Source organism: Pseudomonas kitaguniensis (assembly GCF_009296165.1).
In the GTDB taxonomy this organism is placed as follows: domain Bacteria; phylum Pseudomonadota; class Gammaproteobacteria; order Pseudomonadales; family Pseudomonadaceae; genus Aquipseudomonas; species Aquipseudomonas kitaguniensis.
In genome coordinates, this window is sequence record NZ_VUAZ01000021.1 from 74,831 (window position 1) to 93,775 (window position 18,945).

Genomic DNA, 18,945 nt, shown 5'->3' on the forward strand with positions numbered 1-18,945 from the left:
TCAGTGCGGCAGCTGACGTAATGAAGTGGGCTGGAACTTGCGCCCAGCCTTTCTCAGGCGCGCCGTTACGCTGCGCCAGGTGTCACGTTGGTTGAGAAGCACTTCAAGGGATTTCAACAGGTGTTTTTGGCTGCATTGCCCAGGCAGGCATTGCACCAGCCAGAGGTGGCCTGTGGCGGGTGCCAAGGCCAGTGCGCCCTGGAAATGCGCCAGGCTGGACTGGCCGAGAAGGCACCAGGATTGCAGCGGAAATTCGAGGTCTGCAGGGGTCAGTTGAGCACGCAGCACGACGCGTTGTTCGTCGCACTGCACGTTGACCTCATCATCCTGTTCAAACAGCAGAACCGTCTGTTGGTGGCCACTCAAACAGTCCGTCAACGTTTGCTGCCAGTCACTAGACGACATTGATGGCGGATTTAACCGTTTCGTGTTTGTAGCTGAGGTAGGTCGAACTCACCGCAAAATTGTTGACCAGCCTGGACTTCTCCTCATTCAGAAACTCCAGGAACATCGTTGTGTCTTCGCTGCGTTCGATGTTTGGAATATCGGCACTGATTTGGTCGAGGTTTTTTTCGGAGCGAATTTGCTGCCGGTAGAGATTACTGAGTACGCGTGCGTCAGCATTCATCGCTTGTATCTCCAATGGGGTTCTATTGCCTGTGTGGCGCCTGGTGAATGACCAGTTCCATCGGCGACCAGTTTTTTTAAAAAAGATAGGTTTTTATTGAGCTAAGTTGTCACTTGATTTTGGTCGTGGGTGGGACCGCCACGAGCATATTGATGGCATCGGTCCAATTGATGTGAAACCCGCCATCTTCTGTTTCAAGCACCAGGGACTGAGTGGCCAGCCCGTTTTCAACGCGCAGCGTCCACGGCACTGCGCAGTGGGAGCTAAGCCATTGCTCTACAAGTTCGCGGTCCAGCGGGTTGCACAGTAAGTTCGCCTCGACTGCCGGCAGTTGGGCCGCCAGTAATTTATTGAGCAATGCGGCGAGGCGCTGGGCGGGTACGGTCTCCTCCAGGATGCTTCGAATCGCTGTGTTGACGACGCAGGTGGCGGCATGCTCCAACTCATCGAACATCGCCAGTCGCTCCGACTCCCAGCTTTGCAGTTGGGCATTGGCGCGCTCCCAGAACGCCTCACGGGCAGTTTGCAACAGGCTCTCGCAACGCTCTTCGGCTTGGTGTATGAGCGCCTGCGCTTGGGTTTCGGCGAGTTCCAGCATTTGACGGGCCTGGGTGTAGTCAGCAAGCATTTCCTTGGGAATCAGGGCCGTCGGCAGGTCGTGAGTGAGGGTGTGCAGCTCAATCTTGCGGGCGCAAAACATGATTGGAATTCTCGCGGGGGGCGCGCAGGGCATCATCGACAGGGGTAGAGGTTGCGCGCCAAATAGTGGCTTGCCACAGGGTGTCCAGCCGGCCATGCGTGTCCGCCAGCTTGGGTTTTTGCTCCAACTCAAGCACCCTCGGGCGAGCAAAGCTCAAGCGCAGCCGTTGCCAGATAACGGGGGGCACCCAGGCCCGCAGGTAGTGCAAGGGGTCGCCGACAGCCTCCGGTGTTGGGCCTGTTGGAAGCGCCTTGGCCAAGCGCTGGCACCAAAGAAGCTGTTCTTGATTCAACTGGCTGCCGGGGGGCGCGTTGTACACCTCATTGACGAGTTCGAGTACGAGTTCCTGTTGTTGCGCGCGACTCAGTACCAGTTTCAGCAAGGCCGCCGAGGTCGGCGGGGGAAGCTCGGGGGCGATCTCGAACATGCTGCTGACCCGGCCATGATGGCTGCGTGAAAGCGCCGTTGTCTCTACGAAGCCGGTTTGTGTGAGCCAGTCGACGTGGGCATTCTCCCAGGGGAAGGCCCACCATCTTGCCCAACTGAGGTCTTCACTCATCAGCGTCGGCTGCGGCAGGCGTTGCTGCAGAGGCGCGCGTTTGCCTGCGGCGCCAGACTTGCCAGGCAATACCGCCCAGAATCAACGCAACCAGCGGCGCGAAAATGCTCATGCGCCAGAACCCGACGTCTTGCTCCGGTACCAGAAACGGTCCGAGGTGAATAAGTTGTTGCTGCTCTATATAGGCCGTGGCGGGTACGAACACGACGGTCAGTTTGGCAGTATTGTCGACCGCCGAAGCCATTCCGGGGATGCTGCTGGCGACCATCCTGCGCACTCGCGGATTGATCTTGTCAGGTTCCAGTCGCGGGTCATGCTTGATGAATACAGACGCCGACGCCGGCTGCACCGGCTCGCCTGGCGCTATTCGTTCAGGCAGCACCACATGCACACGTGCGACGATCACGCCGTCGATGTTGGACAGGGTCGATTCAAGTTCCTGGGAAAGCGCGTAGATATAACGTGCGCGCTCTTCCAGCGGTGTAGAGATGACGCCCTCTTTGCGAAAGATATCGCCCAAGGTTGAGCGGGCCAGTCTGGGCAACCCCGCAGCGTCCAGAGTACGAACCGCGCGACTGATGTCACTGGCCTTGACCCGAACAGCGACGCCATCTTTGCCCGGTATCTTCTGTGCACGGATTTGTTTGTCCGCCAGTTCCGCGATGACTTCGTTGGCTTCCGGCTCGGAAATATTGCGATGCAGCTCTACGCTGTCGCCACAGCCCGTGAGTATTAAGGTCGTTGAGATAAATAATAGGCTGATTAGACGGCGGTACATGCAACTACCCCATGCTTGAAATTTTATCGATGCCTTTTGTGAGTGCGCTGATTACCTTGACCCGTGACATGATGTCGATATGCGCCTCGGCGAGCGATTGGGCGAACTCGTTCGCATCCTTGGTATTTTTGTTCTGGCTGGAATCCCTGAACCCTTTGGACACGCGCCTGGATAACGTGTCCGACTCAGTAGAGCCCCAGGACACGGGAGGCGATGCCATGGCGGGCGCGACGCCTTTGCCGGGCTGTTCGGGGTTGCCTAGTTGGGCGTTGAAAAAACTGATGTCCGCCGCCCGGTTGATCGCGCCAAAGGCATCGGCCTGGGTGCTGGTGTTTCTGGTTTCTGCGAGCCCTGGGGTTGCGATGTACATATGAATCTCCATCGAACGTGTCGATTGTTGTACGCGGGGTGACGCTGAAAACCTCCTCAACCTGATGGGCTGAGGAGGTTGGTCTGGCTTAGGCGAATCGCAAAGATTTAATGCGGCCGGCTTTTGCGGTAGTCAGTTCTTGTTCAGCAGTCTTTTTGGCCTCGTCGACTACTTTCTTTTCTTTATCAGCGTTGATGGCATCCAGTTGCGCCTGGTTACCTGCGCTGGAGCTACCCAAACCTGAGATTGAGGACATAAATCACCTATACGATTTTAAATAAAGTCTGATAGCGAACAGTGGCTATCGTGGGGTGTTGAGTGGCTGTGAAATCACTCGCTTTATAAGTGGCGGATGACAAACAAAGCGTTCCAAACTTTATAGGTATCTATGTAAATTATTGCTTCGTGTTGCCTTTTGGAGTAACGCTGGAGTTGCACGCCAGAGGAAAGTTTCAGCTGTCGCACGCTGCTGGTTATATTTCGAGTTGCTTCATGCGGTAATAGAGCGTGCGTTTGGCGACGCCCAACTCAATCGCTGCGCTATCGACTGAATGGTCGTTGCGGCGCAGTGATTCTTCAATCAGGGCTTTTTCAATTTGTTGCAAGCGTGCCTTCAGGCTCATTTCGCCGTCGTGCTGATTGCTCAGGGGCAGCGAAAGCGCGGGTAATCCCAGTACGAACCGCTTGGCGGTCGAGCGCAGTTCGCGCACATTGCCCAGCCAGGCGTGGCACAGCAACTGTTGCAATAACTCACCGGGCGGGGTCGGAGCAGGGCATTTGAAAAGGTCCGCCTCTTGTTGGACCATCTCCAGGAACAAGGGGATGATCCTTTCTCGTTGGTCGCGCAGGGCCGGGAGTTGGAGGCTGACCACATTCAGTCGAAAATACAGGTCGCGCCGGAAGGTGCCTTGCTCGACCATTTGGTCCAGTGACTGCTGGGCGGAAGCAATAACCCGCATATCGACCGGGATGAAGCGGGTTGAACCAAGCCTTTCAACGCCACGCGACTCCAGCACCCGAAGCAATTTGGCCTGCAGGTTCAAGGGCATGCTGTCGATCTCATCAAGGTACAGGGTGCCCAGATGAGCCGCCTCAACAAAGCCTGCCCGCGACTGCATTGCCCCGGTAAAGGCGCCGCTGTTGACGCCGAACAATTGGCTTTCTGCGAGGCTGTCCGGGATGGCGGCACAATTGACCGCAATGAAGCTGCCGCGCCGTCTCGACAAACGATGAACCCGCTGGGCCAAGGTATCCTTGCCCGTACCGGTTTCGCCCAGTAACAGGATGTCTATATTAAGTGACGCGGTGCTGTTAAGTGTATTTTCAATGTCTGGACCCTCAATAAGTGAGGGGGCCGTTTCAATGTCCCTATTGTAGGAGTCCGACATCGCATGGGTGCTCCATTATCACGGTGTACTAGTTAGGCAGCGGTCAGCAGGCACCGGTCAGCGGAATGGAAATTATAGATTTTTTGTTCTATTTTAAAAGTAGGAACTTGCGCGAATGATGTAGGAGAAGTTAGATGTGTTGGGCGGTTAATGCGGCTCAATTGTTTTTCAGGTTAAAAAGGCCTGGGGTTAATCACTCGCCCACAAAAAAGCCGATGCAGTGCATCGCTTTTTGTGGGCGGCCAAAGCCGCCAGTAATGCTTACACGTTGAAACGAAAGTGCATCACGTCGCCATCCTTGACGATGTATTCCTTGCCTTCCAGGCGCCATTTACCGGCTTCCTTGGTGCCAGCCTCACCCTTGTACTGGATGAAGTCGTCGTAGGCGATCACTTCGGCGCGGATGAAGCCTTTTTCGAAGTCGGTGTGAATCACGCCAGCGGCCTGTGGGGCGGTGCGCCGACTTTGACGGTCCAGGCGCGGACTTCTTCGACACCGGCGGTGAAGTAAGTCTGCAGGTGCAGCATTTCGTAGCCTGCGCGGATCACACGGTTCAAGCCAGGCTCTTCCAGGCCCAAGGCCTCAAGGAACATGTCTTTCTCTTCGCCGTCGTCCAGCTCGGCGATTTCTGCTTCGATCTTGTTGCACACCGGCACCACAATCGCGCCTTCTTCGTCGGCGATGGCCTTGACCACGTCGAGCAGCGGGTTGTTCTCGAAGCCGTCTTCAGCGACGTTGGCGATGTACATCACCGGCTTGGTGGTCAGCAGATGGAAGCCTTTTACCACCGCTTTTTCGTCGGCGCTCATGCTCTTCATCAGGCTGCGCGCCGGTTTGCCGACGGTGAAGTGAGCGATCAATTGCTCCAGCAGGGCTTTTTGGACCACGGCGTCCTTGTCACCACCCTTGGCGTTACGCGCAACTTTCTGCAGTTGCTTTTCGCAGCTGTCGAGGTCGGCGAAAATCAGCTCCAGGTCGATGATCTCGATGTCGCGTTTTGGGTCGACGCTGTTAGAGACGTGAATCACGTTCTCGTCTTCAAAGCAGCGGACCACATGGGCGATGGCATCGGTTTCACGGATGTTGGCCAGGAACTTGTTGCCCAGGCCTTCGCCTTTCGACGCGCCGGCTACCAGGCCTGCGATGTCGACGAATTCCATGGTGGTCGGCAGCACGCGCTTGGGGTTGACGATGGCCGCCAGGGCTTGCAAGCGCGGGTCCGGCATGGCCACGATGCCGCTGTTCGGTTCGATGGTGCAGAAGGGGAAGTTCTCCGCCGCAATACCGGACTTGGTCAGGGCGTTGAACAGGGTGGATTTGCCGACGTTGGGCAGGCCGACGATGCCGCAATTGAATCCCATGGTGTTTCCCCTCGGTAAAAGTCAGGCCTTCTGGCTGTGCAGGTTTTTCATCGCACGGTTCCATTCACCGGCGAAGATATCCGGCAGCACGCCGAGGGCAAAGTCGATGCTGGCATCGAGTTTTTCCTGTTCGGCGCGTGGCGCACGACCCAGGACGAAATTTGAAACCATACTGGCAACGCCTGGGTGGCCAATGCCAAGCCGCAGACGGTAAAAATTATTCTGATTGCCCAACTGCGCGATGATGTCGCGCAGGCCATTGTGCCCGCCATGCCCGCCGCCCAGCTTGAGCTTGGCAACGCCGGGTGGCAGGTCCAGTTCGTCATGGGCCACCAGGATTTCTTCGGGTTTGATCCGGAAGAAGCCCGCAAGCGCCGCTACAGACTGGCCGCTGCGGTTCATGTAGGTGGTGGGAATCAGTAGACGAACATCCTGACCCTGATGCGAGAAGCGCCCGGTCAGGCCAAAATATTTGCGATCGGCCACCAGGTTTACACCTTGGGCGTGGGCGATGCGCTCAACAAAAAAGGCCCCCGCGTTATGCCGGGTCTGTTCGTATTCGGCGCCTGGATTTCCCAGGCCAACGATCAGTTTAATGGCGGTCACGACAGGGGCCCTTCCTTTGGAGTTGTGGGTAACATCGCCGCAACCGTTGTGCGGCGAAAGTGGACGACAGGAGCTCACTTATCCAGAGATAAACTTCGCGTTATCGCCCGCTTTCTCGCTACGTTTCGGTCCGCGATGTTGCCTCAAGCTCCGACGTTGCAGAGAGCATTACTCTGCAGCGGTTTCGCCTTCTTCATCTTCAGCTACAACACGTGGCGCGTGGACGTTGGCAACAGCCTTGTCGTCGTTGTGAGCCAGTGCTACGAACTCAACGCCTTTAGGGGCTTTGAGGTCGGACAGGTGAATGATGGTGCCGATTTCAGCGGCCGACAGGTCGACTTCGATGAACTCAGGCAGATCTTTCGGCAGGCAGCTTACTTCGATCTCGGTAGTCGTGTGGGAAACAACGCCACCTTTCTTGATCGGAGCTTCTTCACCAACAAAGTGCACAGGCACGATAGCGGTCAGTTTCTGGCCCGCTACGACACGGATGAAGTCAGCGTGCAAAACGTGGCCCTTGGATGGGTGACGTTGCAGAGCTTTGATGATGACGTTCTGCTTTTTGCCGCCAACGTTCAGTTCGATAACGTGGCTGTAGGCAGCATCGTTTTCGAGCAGTTTGGCAACTTCTTTAGCCAGCATGCTGATGGATTCAGGGGCTTTTTCGCCACCGTAAACTACAGCTGGAACCAGGCTTGCGAGACGACGCAGGCGGCGGCTCGCACCTTTCCCCAGGTCGGAACGCAGTTCAGCATTCAGAGTAAAATCGTTCATGTTGTATCTCCAAAATAACCACATTCGCCCCAGCGTTTGCGACCAGCGCTAAAGGCGATATGGGCAAAAAAGCCCCGCCCCGGCAGAATGCTGGGGCGGGGCGCTTTTCGTCAGTGAGAGGTTCCGAAGGTTTGACCCTTAGCGGAACATCGCGCTGATCGATTCTTCATTGCTGATGCGGCGAACCGCCTCGGCAACTACCGGCGCGATATCCAGTTGGCGGATACGCGAACAGGCTTGAGCAGCAGCGGACAACGGGATGGTGTTAGTCACCACCAGTTCATCCAGCATGGAGTTCTCGATGTTCTCGATCGCTCGGCCCGACAGCACAGGGTGTGTGCAGTAGGCGAAGACTTTAGCGGCACCGTGCTCTTTCAAGGCTTTTGCCGCGTGGCACAGTGTGCCTGCGGTGTCGACCATGTCATCAACCAGAATACAGGTACGCCCTTCGACATCACCGATGATATGCATCACTTCAGAGTGATTGGCTTTTTCACGGCGTTTGTCGATGATCCCGAGGTCCACGCCCAGGGATTTGGCAACGGCACGTGCACGCACGACGCCACCAATGTCCGGGGACACGATCATCAGGTTTTCAAAGCGCTGATCTTCAATGTCATCCACCAATACTGGGGAGCCGTAGATGTTATCCACTGGAATATCGAAGAAACCCTGAATTTGGTCAGCGTGCAGGTCAACCGTGAGAACACGGTCGATGCCTACCACGGTCAGCATGTCAGCGACGACTTTCGCGCTGATAGCCACACGTGCGGAACGCGGACGGCGATCCTGACGGGCATAACCAAAGTAAGGGATTACAGCTGTGATTCGAGTCGCTGAGGAGCGGCGGAAGGCATCAGCCATCACGACGAGTTCCATCAGGTTATCGTTGGTCGGAGCGCAGGTCGGCTGAATAATGAAGACATCTTTACCGCGGACGTTTTCATTGATCTCGGCTGTAATTTCGCCGTCGGAAAATTTGCCGACAGAGATGTCACCGAGAGGGATATGCAGCTGACGTACGACACGTCGAGCCAGATCGGGGTTGGCGTTCCCCGTAAAGACCATCATCTTGGACACGCGCAGTACCTAGAGGCTGAGGGTAACCTGGATGAGTATTAGAAAATGGCAGGGGCGGCTGGATTCGAACCAACGCATGGCAGGATCAAAACCTGCTGCCTTACCGCTTGGCGACGCCCCTGTATCTGTTGCAACGAGTGCCTAACACTCGGTTCCTTTTAGAGCAGATTTTGCAGCGTGCGATGCAACATCGAAATGTTGCTTCCCTTTGCTACAAACCCTGTAAGGGTCTCTGTAAGAAGGGCCGAGACTTTATCAGCTTCAGCTTTGCTTGGGAAGCCCCCAAACACACAACTTCCAGTGCCGGTTAATTTTGCTTCGGTAAATTTACCTAACAAATTCAAAGCGTTACGTACCTCTGGATAACGCCTTGCTACAACCGGCAAGCAGTCATTTCGACTGTTTCCCTTGGGAACGGGGCGCACTTTAATGGGAGGAGAGTTACGTGTCAACAGTGGATCTGAAAAAATTTCTGCTGTACTTACAGATACTTGCGGAACAAGCACGACATACCACGGCTCTTCGGGGTATTCCGGGGTGAGTTTTTCGCCCACACCCTCAGCAAAAGCGGCGTGCCCGTGCACGAAAACCGGCACGTCGGCGCCCAGTGTCAGGCCCAGCGCCGCCAAGCGATCAGGGCTCCAGCCAAGCTTCCACAAATGATTAAGACCCAGCAGCGTGGTCGCGGCATTTGAGCTGCCGCCACCAATGCCGCCGCCCATGGGCAAAATTTTATTGATCCAGAGGTCGATGCCGAGCGGGCAACCTGATTGCTCTTGAAGTTTTTTTGCGGCCTTCACAATCAGGTTGCTGTCGTGGGGCACACCTTCAAAGGCTGTATGCAACCGGATCACGCCATCGTCGCGTACGGCGAAGGTCAGTTCATCGCCGTAGTCGAGAAATTGAAACAGCGTCTGCAACTCGTGGTAGCCGTCTTCGCGGCGACCCAGAATGTGCAGCATCAAATTGAGTTTGGCCGGGGCGGGCAGGGTCAGGCGGTCTGCGTTCACGTTATTGCCCCAGCTTGCGCGGTTGCCAGTCCTTGATCACCAGCGTCACATCCAGGTCAGTGCCGTGCAGCTTGATGCGCTCGGGCAGCCAGTAACCGCTTTGCTGCACGTAGCTTAAGTATTCAACCTGCCAGCCATCCTGCTCCAGGGTGGCCAGGCGGCTGTCGCCGTTGAGGCTCAGGCGACTTTTACTGTCGGGTGCGGGCAAACCACGTACCCACCACACCAGGTGCGAGACCGGCAACTTCCAGCCAATCTGTTCTTCCAGCAACGCTTCCGGGGTGGGCGCTTCATAGCGGCCCTGGTTGGCCACTTCAAGGCTCACCTGCCCAGGCCGACCGGTCAGGCGCGCAGCGCCGCGGCCCAGCGGGCCAGACAAACGAATGTCGTAGTAATCCTGGCGTTGCAGCCAGAACAACGTGCCGCTGCCGGAGTCTTTCGGCGCGCGCACCCCGACTTTGCCTTCGATCTGCCAGCCATCGATGCTGCTGAGCTGGTCCTTGTGTTGTTGCCATTGTGCCGGGTTGCCCTGGCCTTCAACGGATTCACGGCTGCCTGTGCCCGCGCAACCGGCGAGCAAGGCGATAAAACTGAAAACAATAACGTGGCGCAAGAACATAAGCTTAAAGGGTCTCGGATCCGGTCAGGCGCTTGATGGTGCCGCGCAGGATAGGGCTTTCGGGTTGCTCCTTGAGGAACTTCTCCCAGATTTGACGGGCTTCGCGCTGTTTGCCGTTGGCCCACAGTACTTCACCCAGGTGCGCTGCCACCTCCTGGTCGGGAAAACGCTCCAGCGCCTGGCGCAGCAAGCGTTCGGCCTCGTCCAGGTTGCCCAGGCGGTAGTTTACCCAGCCAAGGCTGTCGAGCACGGCCGGGTCTTCCGGGTTGAGCTTGTGCGCTTGTTCAATCAGCACTTTGGCTTCGGCGTAACGCGTGGTGCGGTCGGACAAGGTATAGCCCAAGGCGTTCAGCGCCATGGCGTTGTCCGGGTCGCGTTTGATGATCAGCCGCAGGTCTTTTTCCATCTGCGCCAGGTCATTGCGTTTTTCCGCCTGCATGGCACGGGTGTACAGCAGGTTCAAATCGTCGGGGTATTGCAACAAGGCTTGTTGCAGCAGTTTCCAGGCGCGCTCGCCCTGATTGTTGGCCGACAGGGTCTCGGCCTGGATCAGGTACAACTGAATCGCGTAATCCGGTTCGGCGTCGCGCGCGGCGGCCAGGCGTTTTTCCGCCTCGTCGGTGCGGCCATTGCTGATCAGGATGTCGGCCTGGCGCAATTGGGCCGGCAGGTAGTCGTTACCAGGGCCAACCTGCGCGTATTCGAGCAGCGCGGCTTGCGGGTCGTTGCGCTCCTCGGCGATACGGCCGAGGTTCAAGTGCGCCGAGTCGACGTGGCTTTCGCGTTGGATCAACTCTTCCAGATAGCCCTTGGCCTCGTCCCAGGCCTTGGCTTCCAGGCACACCAGTGCCAGGGAGTAGCGCAACTCGTCGTCGTCCGGGTATTGCTGCACCAGGTTGGCGAACTGCACTTTGGCGTCCGCCATGCGGTCCTGCTCAACCAGCATGCGCGCATACGTCAGGCGCAAACGCTTGTCGTCCGGGTATTTCTTGATGCTTTTTTCCAGCAGCGGAATCGCTTCCTTGCCGCGATTGAGGTTCTGCAGCAGGCGCGCGCGCAGCAAAATCGGGGCGATTTCGCCGTCTTCCGGCGGGTTCTGCTCCAGCAACTTGAGCGCGGCGTCGGCCTCATCATCTTGTTGCAGCAGCAAGGCCTTGCCGAAAATCAGCTGGCTGTTCTTCGGATGCTTTTGCAGCAGGCGGTCAAAACTTTTCATCAGGCCATTACGCGTGCCCTGGTCGGTATCGGCAGCCGACAGCGCAAGGAAGTCGAAATGCGTGTCACCTTTGCCCTGCAGGACTTTCTCCATGTACACCATGGAGTCGTCATAGCGCCCGGCGCGCGCCAGTTGAACCGCCGCCGCGCGCTGTGCTTCGAGATCGTCCGGCGCGTTTTTCGCCCAGATCAGCGAGGTATCGAGTGCCGCCTGGTCCGCGCCCAGGTACTCGGCGATGCGAAACGCGCGCTCCGCGATGCCCGGGTCCTGTGTGTTGATGGCCTGGGTCACGTAGTTATCCAGCGCAATGTCGAAACGATTACGCTGGCCGGCGAGTTCCGCCGACAGCAGGCTGTACACCGTTTCTTCTTTGAACGAGGAATAAACCTTCGGCTTTTCAGGGACGGGAGGGCTGTCTTCCACCGGCGGCGTAGCGTCCGGCGACACGGGTGCCAAAGCTTGGCAGCCGCTGAGGAAGATGAGAGCAAGGAACAACGCGGAAGATCTATTCATATCGGAGAGGACGACTAACCTGCGGTCGGATCATCATGACACAAGCCTTCGGCCAAACATAACCGGGGCACCCGTAATGCTCTAAATCCTGGCTTTGCAGGGGCGCGCTCGCACCTGCATAGGCTCAATGTATAAGGACAATAGACGACGGTGGTTGTTCTGGATCTTTCGAAGTAGGACAATTGACGGCTTCCCGACATCATCAGCGATATTGAATGGCCTTCCTCGCACTCGGTATTAACCACAAGACTGCTTCCGTAGACGTGCGCGAGCGCGTGGCGTTTACGCCGGAGCAGTTGGTTGAGGCCTTGCAGCAGCTCTGCCGGCTCACCGACAGCCGCGAAGCTGCGATCCTTTCGACCTGCAATCGCAGCGAGCTTTATATAGAGCAGGAGCATCTGTCAGCGGATGGGGTGCTGCGCTGGCTGGCCGATTATCACCATTTGGGCCTCGACGACCTGCGCGCGTGTGCTTATGTGCATGAAGATAATGCGGCAGTTCGTCACATGATGCGCGTCGCCTCCGGGCTCGACTCGCTGGTGTTGGGCGAACCACAGATCCTCGGCCAGATGAAATCCGCCTACGCCGTGGCCCGCGAGGCCGGCACCGTGGGGCCGCTGCTCGGCCGCTTGTTCCAGGCCACGTTCAATTCCGCCAAGCAGGTGCGCACCGACACCGCCATCGGTGAAAACCCGGTGTCCGTGGCGTTTGCCGCCGTCAGCCTGGCCAAACAGATTTTCAGCGACTTGCAGCGCAGCCAGGCCTTGCTGATCGGCGCCGGTGAAACCATCACCTTGGTCGCCCGTCACCTGCACGACTTGGGCGTGAAGCGTATTGTGGTCGCCAACCGCACCCTGGAACGTGCGAGCATTCTCGCCGAGCAGTTCGGTGCGCACGCGGTGCTGCTGTCGGACATCCCGGCTGAACTGGTGCGCAGCGACATCGTTATCAGCTCCACCGCCAGCCAACTGCCGATCCTTGGCAAAGGCGCGGTCGAGAGCGCGCTGAAGCTGCGCAAGCACAAGCCGATCTTTATGGTGGACATCGCGGTCCCGCGTGACATCGAGCCGGAAGTCGGCGAGTTGGACGACGTTTACCTCTACAGCGTCGACGATTTGCATGAAGTGGTCGCTGAAAACCTCAAAAGTCGCCAGGGTGCTGCCCAGGCTGCCGAGGAAATGGTCAGCGTCGGCGCCGAAGATTTTATGGTGCGCCTGCGTGAATTGGCGGCCGTCGACGTGCTTAAGGCCTACCGTCAGCAGGGCGAACGCCTGCGCGACGAGGAGTTGATCAAGGCCCAGCGTTTGCTCGCCAATGGCAGCAGCGCCGAAGAGGTGCTGCTGCAACTGGCGCGTGGCTTGACCAATAAGTTGCTCCACGCACCCAGCGTACAGTTGAAAAAGCTTACCGCCGAAGGCCGCCTTGATGCGCTGGCCATGGCCCAGGAACTCTTTGCCCTCGGTGAGGGCGCGTCAGACAGCTCTTCGGATAAAAAACCGCAATGAAAGCGTCACTGCTCAATAAACTGGACGTGCTCCAGGACCGTTTTGAAGAACTGACCGCCTTGCTCGGGGATGGCGAAATCATCTCCGATCAGACAAAGTTCCGCACCTATTCCAAGGAATACGCGGAAGTTGAACCCATTGCGGCGACTTACACCCATTGGCTGAAAACCCAGGCTGACCTCGAAGGTGCGCAAGCGCTGCTCAAGGACAGCGACCCGGACATGCGTGAAATGGCCGTGGAAGAAGTTCGCGAAGCCAAAGACAAGCTGCTTGAGCTGGAAGGCGACCTGCAGCGCATGTTGCTGCCCAAAGACCCTAACGATGGGCGCAACGTATTCCTCGAAATCCGCGCCGGCACTGGTGGTGACGAGGCGGCGATTTTCTCCGGCGACTTGTTTCGTATGTATTCGCGCTACGCCGAGCGGCGCGGCTGGCGTGTCGAGATTCTGTCCGAGAACGAGGGCGAACACGGCGGCTATAAAGAAGTCATCGCGCGGGTTGAAGGCGACAATGTCTACGGCAAATTGAAGTTCGAGTCCGGTGCCCACCGTGTGCAGCGGGTCCCGGCGACTGAATCGCAGGGCCGTATCCACACTTCGGCATGCACCGTGGCGGTATTGCCCGAGCCGGACGAGCAGGAAGCCATCGAGATCAACCCGGCGGACTTGCGTGTCGACACCTACCGCTCGTCCGGCGCCGGTGGCCAGCACGTGAACAAGACCGACTCGGCGATTCGCATCACGCACTTGCCGTCGGGCATCGTGGTGGAATGCCAGGAAGAGCGTTCGCAGCACAAAAACCGTGCGCGGGCCATGTCCTGGCTATCGGCCAAACTCAACGACCAACAGACCAGCGCCGCCGCCAATGCGATTGCCAGCGAGCGTAAATTGCTGGTGGGTTCGGGCGACCGCTCCGAGCGCATTCGTACCTACAACTTTGCCCAGGGCCGGGTCACCGATCACCGGGTAAACCTGACCCTTTATTCCCTCGACGAAATTCTTGCCGGTGGCGTGGACGCGGTGATCGAGCCGTTGCTCGCCGAATACCAGGCTGACCAATTGGCGGCGATAGGTGAATAAATGACCATTATTGCCAGCATGCTGCGCGCCGCCGACTTGCCCGACTCGCCGACTGCGCGTCTGGATGTGGAACTGTTGCTCGCCGCTGCCTTGGGTAAATCGCGCAGCTACCTGCACACCTGGCCCGAAAAAATTGTCAGCAGCGAAGCGGCGCTGACCTTTGCCGACTTTCTGCAACGTCGCCGTGGCGGTGAGCCGGTGGCGTATATCCTCGGGCAACAAGGCTTCTGGAAGTTGGACCTGGAAGTCGCGCCGCACACGCTGATCCCGCGCCCCGAGACCGAGTTGCTGGTGGAAGCTGCCTTGGAATTGCTCGCGGCTACACCGGCCAAGGTCCTCGACCTGGGCACCGGCAGCGGCGCCATCGCCTTGGCCCTGGCCAGTGAACGCCCGGCCTGGCAGGTCACGGCGGTCGACCGGGTGTTGGAAGCCGTTGCCCTGGCCGAACGCAATCGCCAGCGCCTGCACCTTAAAAATGCCACGGTGCTGAACAGCCACTGGTTCAGCGCGCTGCAAGGTCACACCTTCGACCTGATCATCAGCAACCCGCCGTACATAGCCGACAATGACCCGCACCTGGTGGCGGGCGATGTGCGCTTTGAACCGGCCAGTGCATTGGTGGCAGGCCATGACGGCCTCGACGACCTGCGGCTGATCATCGCCGCGGCCCCGGCGCACTTGAATGCGGCTGGCTGGCTGCTGCTGGAACACGGTTACGACCAGGCCGAGGCCGTGCGTGAGCTGTTGTTGGGCGAGGGTTTTGAAGACGTTCACAGCCGCATTGACCTCGGCGGCCACGAGCGCATCAGCCTGGGCCGCCGGCCGTGCTGACCGACCAGGAGCTGTTGCGCTATAGCCGACAGATTCTGTTGCAGCATGTCGACATCGAGGGTCAGTTGCGCCTGAAAAACAGCCGCGCGTTGATCGTCGGTCTCGGTGGCCTGGGCGCGCCCGTCGCGCTGTACCTGGCGGCGGCCGGTGTCGGCGAGTTGCACTTGGCCGACTTCGACAGCGTTGACCTGACCAACTTGCAGCGCCAGATCATCCATGACACCGACAGCGTCGGGCAGGCCAAGGTCGATTCGGCCATGCGCCGCCTGAGCACCATCAACCCTGAAATCAGCTTGGTCGCGCATCGCACAGCGTTGGATGCCGACTCGCTTGCCGCCAAGGTCGCGGCGGTGGACGTGGTGCTTGATTGCAGCGACAACTTCGGCACCCGCGAAGCCGTCAACGCCGCGTGTGTCGCCTCGGGCAAACCATTGATCAGCGGCGCAGCGATTCGCCTCGAAGGGCAATTGTCGGTGTTTGACCCGCGCCGCGCCGACAGCCCGTGTTACCACTGTTTATACGGGCACGGCAGCGACACCGAACTGACCTGCAGCGAAGCCGGTGTGGTTGGCCCGTTGGTCGGCCTGGTCGGCAGCCTGCAAGCCCTGGAAGCCCTGAAACTGTTGGCAGGTTTTGGCGAGCCGCTGGTGGGCCGGCTGTTGCTGATCGATGCCTTGACCACGCGGTTTCGCGAATTACGCGTCAAGCGCGACCCCGGTTGCAGCGTGTGTGGGACTCAGCATGGTTAAGAGCGCGCCAGTCGGTGTGTTCGATTCCGGTGTCGGCGGCCTGTCGGTGCTGGATGAAATCCAACAGTTGTTGCCGCATGAGTCGCTGTTGTACGTGGCCGATTGCGGGCATATTCCCTACGGCGAGAAAACCCCGGCGTTCATTCTTGAGCGCTCCCGGCGCGTCGCCGAATTTTTCCGCGAGCAGGGCGCCAAGGCCTTTGTGATTGCTTGCAACACCGCGACCGTTGCGGCCGTCGCCGACCTGCGCCAGGACTACCCAGGCTGGCCATTGGTGGGCATGGAGCCCGCCGTCAAACCTGCGGCAGCCGCCACGCGCAATGGCGTGGTCGGCGTTCTCGCGACCACCGGCACCCTGCAAAGCGCCAAGTTCGCAGCCTTGCTCGACCGCTTCGCCACCGACGTGCGTGTGGTCACCCAGCCGTGCCCAGGCCTGGTCGAACTGATAGAAACCGGCGACCTCGGCAGCCCGCTGCTGCGCCAGAGGTTGCACGGGTATGTCGAGCCATTGCTCAGCGCCGGCTGCGACACGATTATTCTCGGCTGCACGCATTATCCCTTCCTCAAGCCGCTTCTGGCGCAGATGCTTCCCTCAAGCATCATTCTGATCGACACCGGCGCCGCAGTAGCGCGTCAGCTCAAGCGGTTGTTGGGCGAGCGTGACCTGTTGGCCAGCGGCACCCCTCAGCCCGCGCAGTTCTGGACCAGCGGTGACGTGTATCACCTGCGAAATGTCCTACCTACCCTATGGAAACATCTTGCAGTTGTGCGAAGCTTTAACGCGTAAAAAAAACGTGAAATATCGTCGTTAGTGGCTGAACTTCTGGTTGCGCGTTGGCTTCTATAGCGGGATTGCCTGTACAAAATCATACAACTTAGTACTCAAGGACTGTTTCATATGAAGCGCTTGTTCTGTTTGGCTGCGATTGCGGCCGCGGTAGTGGGGCACTCTATTTCGGCGCAGGCGGCGGGCCTGGAATTTGGAGTGGGGAGCACAAGCAGTTCGACCATGACGTATCGTCTGGGGCTGACGTCGGATTGGGATAAGAGCTGGATGCAAAGCAATGTGGGGCGTCTGACCGGCTACTGGAGCGGTGCATATACCTACTGGGAAGGTGATGATCGTGCGGGCGCCAGCAGCCTGTCGTTCTCGCCGGTATTTGTGTATGAGTTTGCCGGCGAGTCGGTCAAGCCTTACATCGAAGCGGGTGTCGGCGTGGCGGTATTCTCACGTACGCGCCTGGAAGACAACAACATCGGCCAAGCCTTCCAGTTTGAAGACCGCTTTGGCTTTGGCTTGCGCTTTACCGGTGGGCATGAAGTGGGTATTCGCGCCACGCATTATTCCAACGCAGGCATCAGCAGCAATAATGACGGCGTAGAGAGTTACGCGCTGCACTACACAATGCCGCTGTAATGCTTAATGTGGGAGGGCGCGACGCGCACTCCCACATTGGCCCGGTACTTATCCAACGCTCAGCGATACACCGTCGCAATCCCTTCACGCTCGGTCAGACATTCCGGCGCACCCATCTCGAATTCCCGGCAGATCAGCGGCCGGCGTTCATAAATCGAACACATCATGGTGTTTCGATCCAGCGCCGCGCACCAGCCGTCATCCAGGCGCAGCATCACTTCACCGCCCCAATCGTCGGTATCGATATAGCGCTCCGGTACGCCGGTGTCGGTGATCAGCATCACTTCCAGCTGGCAGCAACAGGCCGCGCACGTCGAGCAAGTGACGGCGGGTTCGGGGATTTGGGTATGCGGGATGTTGGTCATAGGTGCGCAGTGTAAGGCAAGCGCGTGTCGCGCGTATGAATGCTCTGACGGGCGTTAACGCCCCAGCCGCCGCGCGACCCAATGCAGCATGGGGAACAGCAGCGCCCACAGCAGCGCCAGGCCGAGCAGGGTCGGCACGGTGGCGTAACCAAAGCGCACGCCGGCCAATTGGCTGCCGGCGTAATACGACAGTGGCCCGCCCAACGCCCCCAGCACACTGGCGCGCCACCAGGGTTGCGCGCTCCAGGCCAGGCAGTGGCGCAGTGTGGTCGCCAGCAACGCCCACAGCAGCATCAGCCAAAAAGGAATCAGCGGCCCTGGAAGGCTGAAATGAAACACGTCCAAGGCGCGCAACACGGTGTCGACCGCGGTGCCCAGCACGGTCACGGCGAGGATGGCTCGCCCGTCCTTCGACCATGAACTTATCCACAGCAGATGGATGGCCAGCACGGCGACCCCAACGAGTAACCAGCGGCTGTCGCCACCCAGCACGCACGCAAACCAGCCGCCCTGGAACAGCGCGGCATTCGCCAAAGGTTTAAGCACTGAAACGTCCGAGCAAGGGCGGGTTGATCGCGGCAGGCTTGGCCAGCAGCAACTGCGCGGTACCAATCGTGCGTTCCATGAACCCACCTTCGCAGTAGCACAAGTAGAACTCCCACAAGCGCAGGAAGTACTCATCGTAGCCCAGCTCTGCGAGACGGCTGTGTGCGCGACGAAAGTTCTCGTGCCACAGGCGCAGGGTGCGCGCGTAGTGCAGGCCAAAGTCCTCCATGTGCAGCAGGTTCATGTCGGTGTCGCGGCTGACGATCTGCAACATATTCTGCACACAGGGCAGGGCGCCACCGGGGAAAATATAGCGCTGGATGAAGTCGACGCTGTTCTTGGCCTGCTCAAAACGTTGCTCACGGATGGTGATGGCTTGCAGCAACATCAGGCCGTCGCTCTTAAGCAAATGCGCGCACTGCTTGAAGTAAGTCGGCAGAAAACGGTGGCCCACGGCTTCGATCATCTCGATCGACACCAGCTTGTCGTACTGCCCGGTGAGGTCGCGGTAATCCTGCAGCAACAGGGTCACCTGGCCCTTCAGCCCCAAGGCCTCGATGCGTTTTTCGGTGTAGGCAAATTGCTCTTTGGACAGCGTGGTGGTGGTGACTTTGCAACCGTAATGCTGCGCCGCGTACAGCGCCATGCTGCCCCAACCGGTGCCGATTTCCAGCAAGTGGTCTGTGGGTTTGAGCGAAAGCTTCTGGCAGATGCGCTCCAGTTTATTCAGTTGCGCCTGTTCCAGGGTGTCGTCGGGGCTCAGGAACTGCGCCGCCGAATACATCATGGTCGGGTCGAGGAATTCTTCGAACAGGTCGTTACCCAGGTCGTAATGGGCGGCGATATTTTTT

The 18,945-nt window shown here is 58.6% G+C and carries 23 protein-coding genes, 1 tRNA gene and 1 pseudogene; 6 read left to right on the forward strand and 19 right to left on the reverse strand.

All coding sequences use genetic code 11. The features are described 5' to 3' along the window. From F0169_RS04960 to F0169_RS05030, 16 genes and pseudogenes are all read right to left on the reverse strand, one after another. Nucleotides 1–366, reverse strand: a complete 366-nt coding sequence (locus F0169_RS04960; RefSeq protein WP_152745889.1) for a type III secretion system chaperone — start codon at nucleotides 364–366, stop codon at nucleotides 1–3. Nucleotides 367–394: 28 nt separating this feature from the next. Further along, complete coding sequence (locus F0169_RS04965; protein ID WP_058411460.1) at nucleotides 395–628, reverse strand: hypothetical protein; 234 nt, start codon at nucleotides 626–628, stop codon at nucleotides 395–397. A 109-nt stretch (nucleotides 629–737) separates the two neighbouring features. After that, nucleotides 738–1,328, reverse strand: coding sequence for a type III secretion system stator protein SctL (gene sctL, locus F0169_RS04970; RefSeq protein WP_152745890.1), 591 nt, complete (start codon nucleotides 1,326–1,328; stop codon nucleotides 738–740). Beyond that, entirely contained in the window at nucleotides 1,306–1,887 is a 582-nt protein-coding gene (locus F0169_RS04975; protein ID WP_152745891.1) for a type III secretion protein, read from the reverse strand. The genes sctL and F0169_RS04975 overlap by 23 nt, the downstream gene beginning before the upstream one ends. Further along, on the reverse strand, nucleotides 1,880–2,665 hold the full coding sequence (gene sctJ, locus F0169_RS04980) for a type III secretion system inner membrane ring lipoprotein SctJ (protein ID WP_122249518.1): 786 nt from the start codon (nucleotides 2,663–2,665) through the stop codon (nucleotides 1,880–1,882). Before sctJ ends, F0169_RS04975 begins: the two co-directional genes overlap by 8 nt. 4 nt (nucleotides 2,666–2,669) lie before the next feature. Then, nucleotides 2,670–3,035 (reverse strand): hypothetical protein, encoded by a 366-nt coding sequence (locus tag F0169_RS04985; protein WP_172979333.1) that lies wholly within the window; start codon nucleotides 3,033–3,035, stop codon nucleotides 2,670–2,672. 88 nt (nucleotides 3,036–3,123) lie between these two features. Then, nucleotides 3,124–3,291, reverse strand: coding sequence for a hypothetical protein (locus tag F0169_RS27320; RefSeq protein WP_161936687.1), 168 nt, complete (start codon nucleotides 3,289–3,291; stop codon nucleotides 3,124–3,126). A 217-nt stretch (nucleotides 3,292–3,508) separates the two neighbouring features. Beyond that, nucleotides 3,509–4,423, reverse strand: a complete 915-nt coding sequence (locus tag F0169_RS04990) for a sigma 54-interacting transcriptional regulator (RefSeq protein WP_058411456.1) — start codon at nucleotides 4,421–4,423, stop codon at nucleotides 3,509–3,511. A gap of 261 nt (nucleotides 4,424–4,684) precedes the next feature. Next, nucleotides 4,685–5,784: pseudogene (gene ychF / locus F0169_RS04995) on the reverse strand (redox-regulated ATPase YchF). Between the two features lie 21 nt (nucleotides 5,785–5,805). After that, a complete protein-coding gene (gene pth / locus F0169_RS05000; protein WP_058411443.1) occupies nucleotides 5,806–6,390 on the reverse strand; it encodes an aminoacyl-tRNA hydrolase in 585 nt (194 codons plus the stop codon). Between the two features lie 168 nt (nucleotides 6,391–6,558). Then, a complete protein-coding gene (locus tag F0169_RS05005; protein ID WP_058411442.1) occupies nucleotides 6,559–7,164 on the reverse strand; it encodes a 50S ribosomal protein L25/general stress protein Ctc in 606 nt (201 codons plus the stop codon). A 138-nt stretch (nucleotides 7,165–7,302) separates the two neighbouring features. Beyond that, the gene (locus tag F0169_RS05010; RefSeq protein WP_003208392.1) at nucleotides 7,303–8,244 is read right to left on the reverse strand and encodes a ribose-phosphate pyrophosphokinase; all 942 of its coding nucleotides are present in this window, start codon (nucleotides 8,242–8,244) and stop codon (nucleotides 7,303–7,305) included. A gap of 46 nt (nucleotides 8,245–8,290) precedes the next feature. Beyond that, a tRNA-Gln gene (locus tag F0169_RS05015) sits at nucleotides 8,291–8,365 on the reverse strand. A 37-nt stretch (nucleotides 8,366–8,402) separates the two neighbouring features. Continuing rightward, the gene (gene ispE, locus F0169_RS05020; protein WP_152745901.1) at nucleotides 8,403–9,206 is read right to left on the reverse strand and encodes a 4-(cytidine 5'-diphospho)-2-C-methyl-D-erythritol kinase; all 804 of its coding nucleotides are present in this window, start codon (nucleotides 9,204–9,206) and stop codon (nucleotides 8,403–8,405) included. A 49-nt stretch (nucleotides 9,207–9,255) separates the two neighbouring features. After that, nucleotides 9,256–9,873: a lipoprotein insertase outer membrane protein LolB gene (gene lolB, locus F0169_RS05025; protein ID WP_058411440.1), complete on the reverse strand. Its 618-nt coding sequence runs from the start codon at nucleotides 9,871–9,873 to the stop codon at nucleotides 9,256–9,258. A gap of 4 nt (nucleotides 9,874–9,877) precedes the next feature. Then, entirely contained in the window at nucleotides 9,878–11,602 is a 1,725-nt protein-coding gene (locus F0169_RS05030; RefSeq protein ID WP_058411439.1) for a tetratricopeptide repeat protein, read from the reverse strand. A 215-nt stretch (nucleotides 11,603–11,817) separates the two neighbouring features. Between F0169_RS05030 and hemA the strand changes: the two genes are divergently transcribed. The 6 genes from hemA to F0169_RS05060 all read left to right on the forward strand — a co-directional run bounded on the left by hemA (nucleotide 11,818) and on the right by F0169_RS05060 (nucleotide 17,183). After that, nucleotides 11,818–13,107 (forward strand): glutamyl-tRNA reductase, encoded by a 1,290-nt coding sequence (gene hemA / locus F0169_RS05035; RefSeq protein WP_058411438.1) that lies wholly within the window; start codon nucleotides 11,818–11,820, stop codon nucleotides 13,105–13,107. Then, nucleotides 13,104–14,186, forward strand: a complete 1,083-nt coding sequence (gene prfA, locus F0169_RS05040; protein ID WP_058411437.1) for a peptide chain release factor 1 — start codon at nucleotides 13,104–13,106, stop codon at nucleotides 14,184–14,186. Before hemA ends, prfA begins: the two co-directional genes overlap by 4 nt. After that, nucleotides 14,187–15,017: a peptide chain release factor N(5)-glutamine methyltransferase gene (gene prmC / locus F0169_RS05045; protein ID WP_122251911.1), complete on the forward strand. Its 831-nt coding sequence runs from the start codon at nucleotides 14,187–14,189 to the stop codon at nucleotides 15,015–15,017. Next, nucleotides 15,011–15,766, forward strand: coding sequence for a molybdopterin-synthase adenylyltransferase MoeB (locus F0169_RS05050; RefSeq protein ID WP_172979335.1), 756 nt, complete (start codon nucleotides 15,011–15,013; stop codon nucleotides 15,764–15,766). Before prmC ends, F0169_RS05050 begins: the two co-directional genes overlap by 7 nt. Then, nucleotides 15,759–16,553: a glutamate racemase gene (murI, locus tag F0169_RS05055; protein WP_152745892.1), complete on the forward strand. Its 795-nt coding sequence runs from the start codon at nucleotides 15,759–15,761 to the stop codon at nucleotides 16,551–16,553. Before F0169_RS05050 ends, murI begins: the two co-directional genes overlap by 8 nt. Nucleotides 16,554–16,664: 111 nt before the next feature. Further along, complete coding sequence (locus F0169_RS05060) at nucleotides 16,665–17,183, forward strand: acyloxyacyl hydrolase (RefSeq protein WP_058411433.1); 519 nt, start codon at nucleotides 16,665–16,667, stop codon at nucleotides 17,181–17,183. A gap of 59 nt (nucleotides 17,184–17,242) precedes the next feature. On the opposite strand, the gene F0169_RS05065 is transcribed toward F0169_RS05060, so the two are convergent. From F0169_RS05065 to F0169_RS05075, 3 genes are all read right to left on the reverse strand, one after another. Further along, the gene (locus tag F0169_RS05065) at nucleotides 17,243–17,548 is read right to left on the reverse strand and encodes a YkgJ family cysteine cluster protein (protein WP_122251909.1); all 306 of its coding nucleotides are present in this window, start codon (nucleotides 17,546–17,548) and stop codon (nucleotides 17,243–17,245) included. A gap of 54 nt (nucleotides 17,549–17,602) precedes the next feature. After that, nucleotides 17,603–18,094, reverse strand: a complete 492-nt coding sequence (locus tag F0169_RS05070) for a DUF2878 family protein (protein ID WP_172979336.1) — start codon at nucleotides 18,092–18,094, stop codon at nucleotides 17,603–17,605. Further along, the coding region (locus F0169_RS05075) for an SAM-dependent methyltransferase (protein ID WP_152745893.1) at nucleotides 18,087–18,945 on the reverse strand (859 nt) is incomplete at its 5' end. The genes F0169_RS05075 and F0169_RS05070, both read right to left, overlap by 8 nt.

Bases quoted from the DNA above. Each gene is read 5' to 3' on its own strand.
- F0169_RS04965 (WP_058411460.1), bottom strand. From the start codon at position 628: ATGAATGCTGACGCACGCGTACTCAGTAATCTCTACCGGCAGCAAATT.
- sctL (WP_152745890.1), bottom strand. From the start codon at position 1,328: ATGTTTTGCGCCCGCAAGATTGAGCTGCACACCCTCACTCACGACCTG.
- F0169_RS04975 (WP_152745891.1), bottom strand. From the start codon at position 1,887: ATGAGTGAAGACCTCAGTTGGGCAAGATGGTGGGCCTTCCCCTGGGAG.
- sctJ (WP_122249518.1), bottom strand. From the start codon at position 2,665: ATGTACCGCCGTCTAATCAGCCTATTATTTATCTCAACGACCTTAATA.
- F0169_RS04985 (WP_172979333.1), bottom strand. From the start codon at position 3,035: ATGTACATCGCAACCCCAGGGCTCGCAGAAACCAGAAACACCAGCACC.
- F0169_RS27320 (WP_161936687.1), bottom strand. From the start codon at position 3,291: ATGTCCTCAATCTCAGGTTTGGGTAGCTCCAGCGCAGGTAACCAGGCG.
- F0169_RS04990 (WP_058411456.1), bottom strand. From the start codon at position 4,423: ATGTCGGACTCCTACAATAGGGACATTGAAACGGCCCCCTCACTTATT.
- F0169_RS05005 (WP_058411442.1), bottom strand. From the start codon at position 7,164: ATGAACGATTTTACTCTGAATGCTGAACTGCGTTCCGACCTGGGGAAA.
- ispE (WP_152745901.1), bottom strand. From the start codon at position 9,206: ATGCTGCACATTCTGGGTCGCCGCGAAGACGGCTACCACGAGTTGCAG.
- lolB (WP_058411440.1), bottom strand. From the start codon at position 9,873: ATGTTCTTGCGCCACGTTATTGTTTTCAGTTTTATCGCCTTGCTCGCC.
- F0169_RS05030 (WP_058411439.1), bottom strand. From the start codon at position 11,602: ATGAATAGATCTTCCGCGTTGTTCCTTGCTCTCATCTTCCTCAGCGGC.
- hemA (WP_058411438.1), top strand. From the start codon at position 11,818: ATGGCCTTCCTCGCACTCGGTATTAACCACAAGACTGCTTCCGTAGAC.
- prfA (WP_058411437.1), top strand. From the start codon at position 13,104: ATGAAAGCGTCACTGCTCAATAAACTGGACGTGCTCCAGGACCGTTTT.
- prmC (WP_122251911.1), top strand. From the start codon at position 14,187: ATGACCATTATTGCCAGCATGCTGCGCGCCGCCGACTTGCCCGACTCG.
- murI (WP_152745892.1), top strand. From the start codon at position 15,759: ATGGTTAAGAGCGCGCCAGTCGGTGTGTTCGATTCCGGTGTCGGCGGC.
- F0169_RS05060 (WP_058411433.1), top strand. From the start codon at position 16,665: ATGAAGCGCTTGTTCTGTTTGGCTGCGATTGCGGCCGCGGTAGTGGGG.
- F0169_RS05065 (WP_122251909.1), bottom strand. From the start codon at position 17,548: ATGACCAACATCCCGCATACCCAAATCCCCGAACCCGCCGTCACTTGC.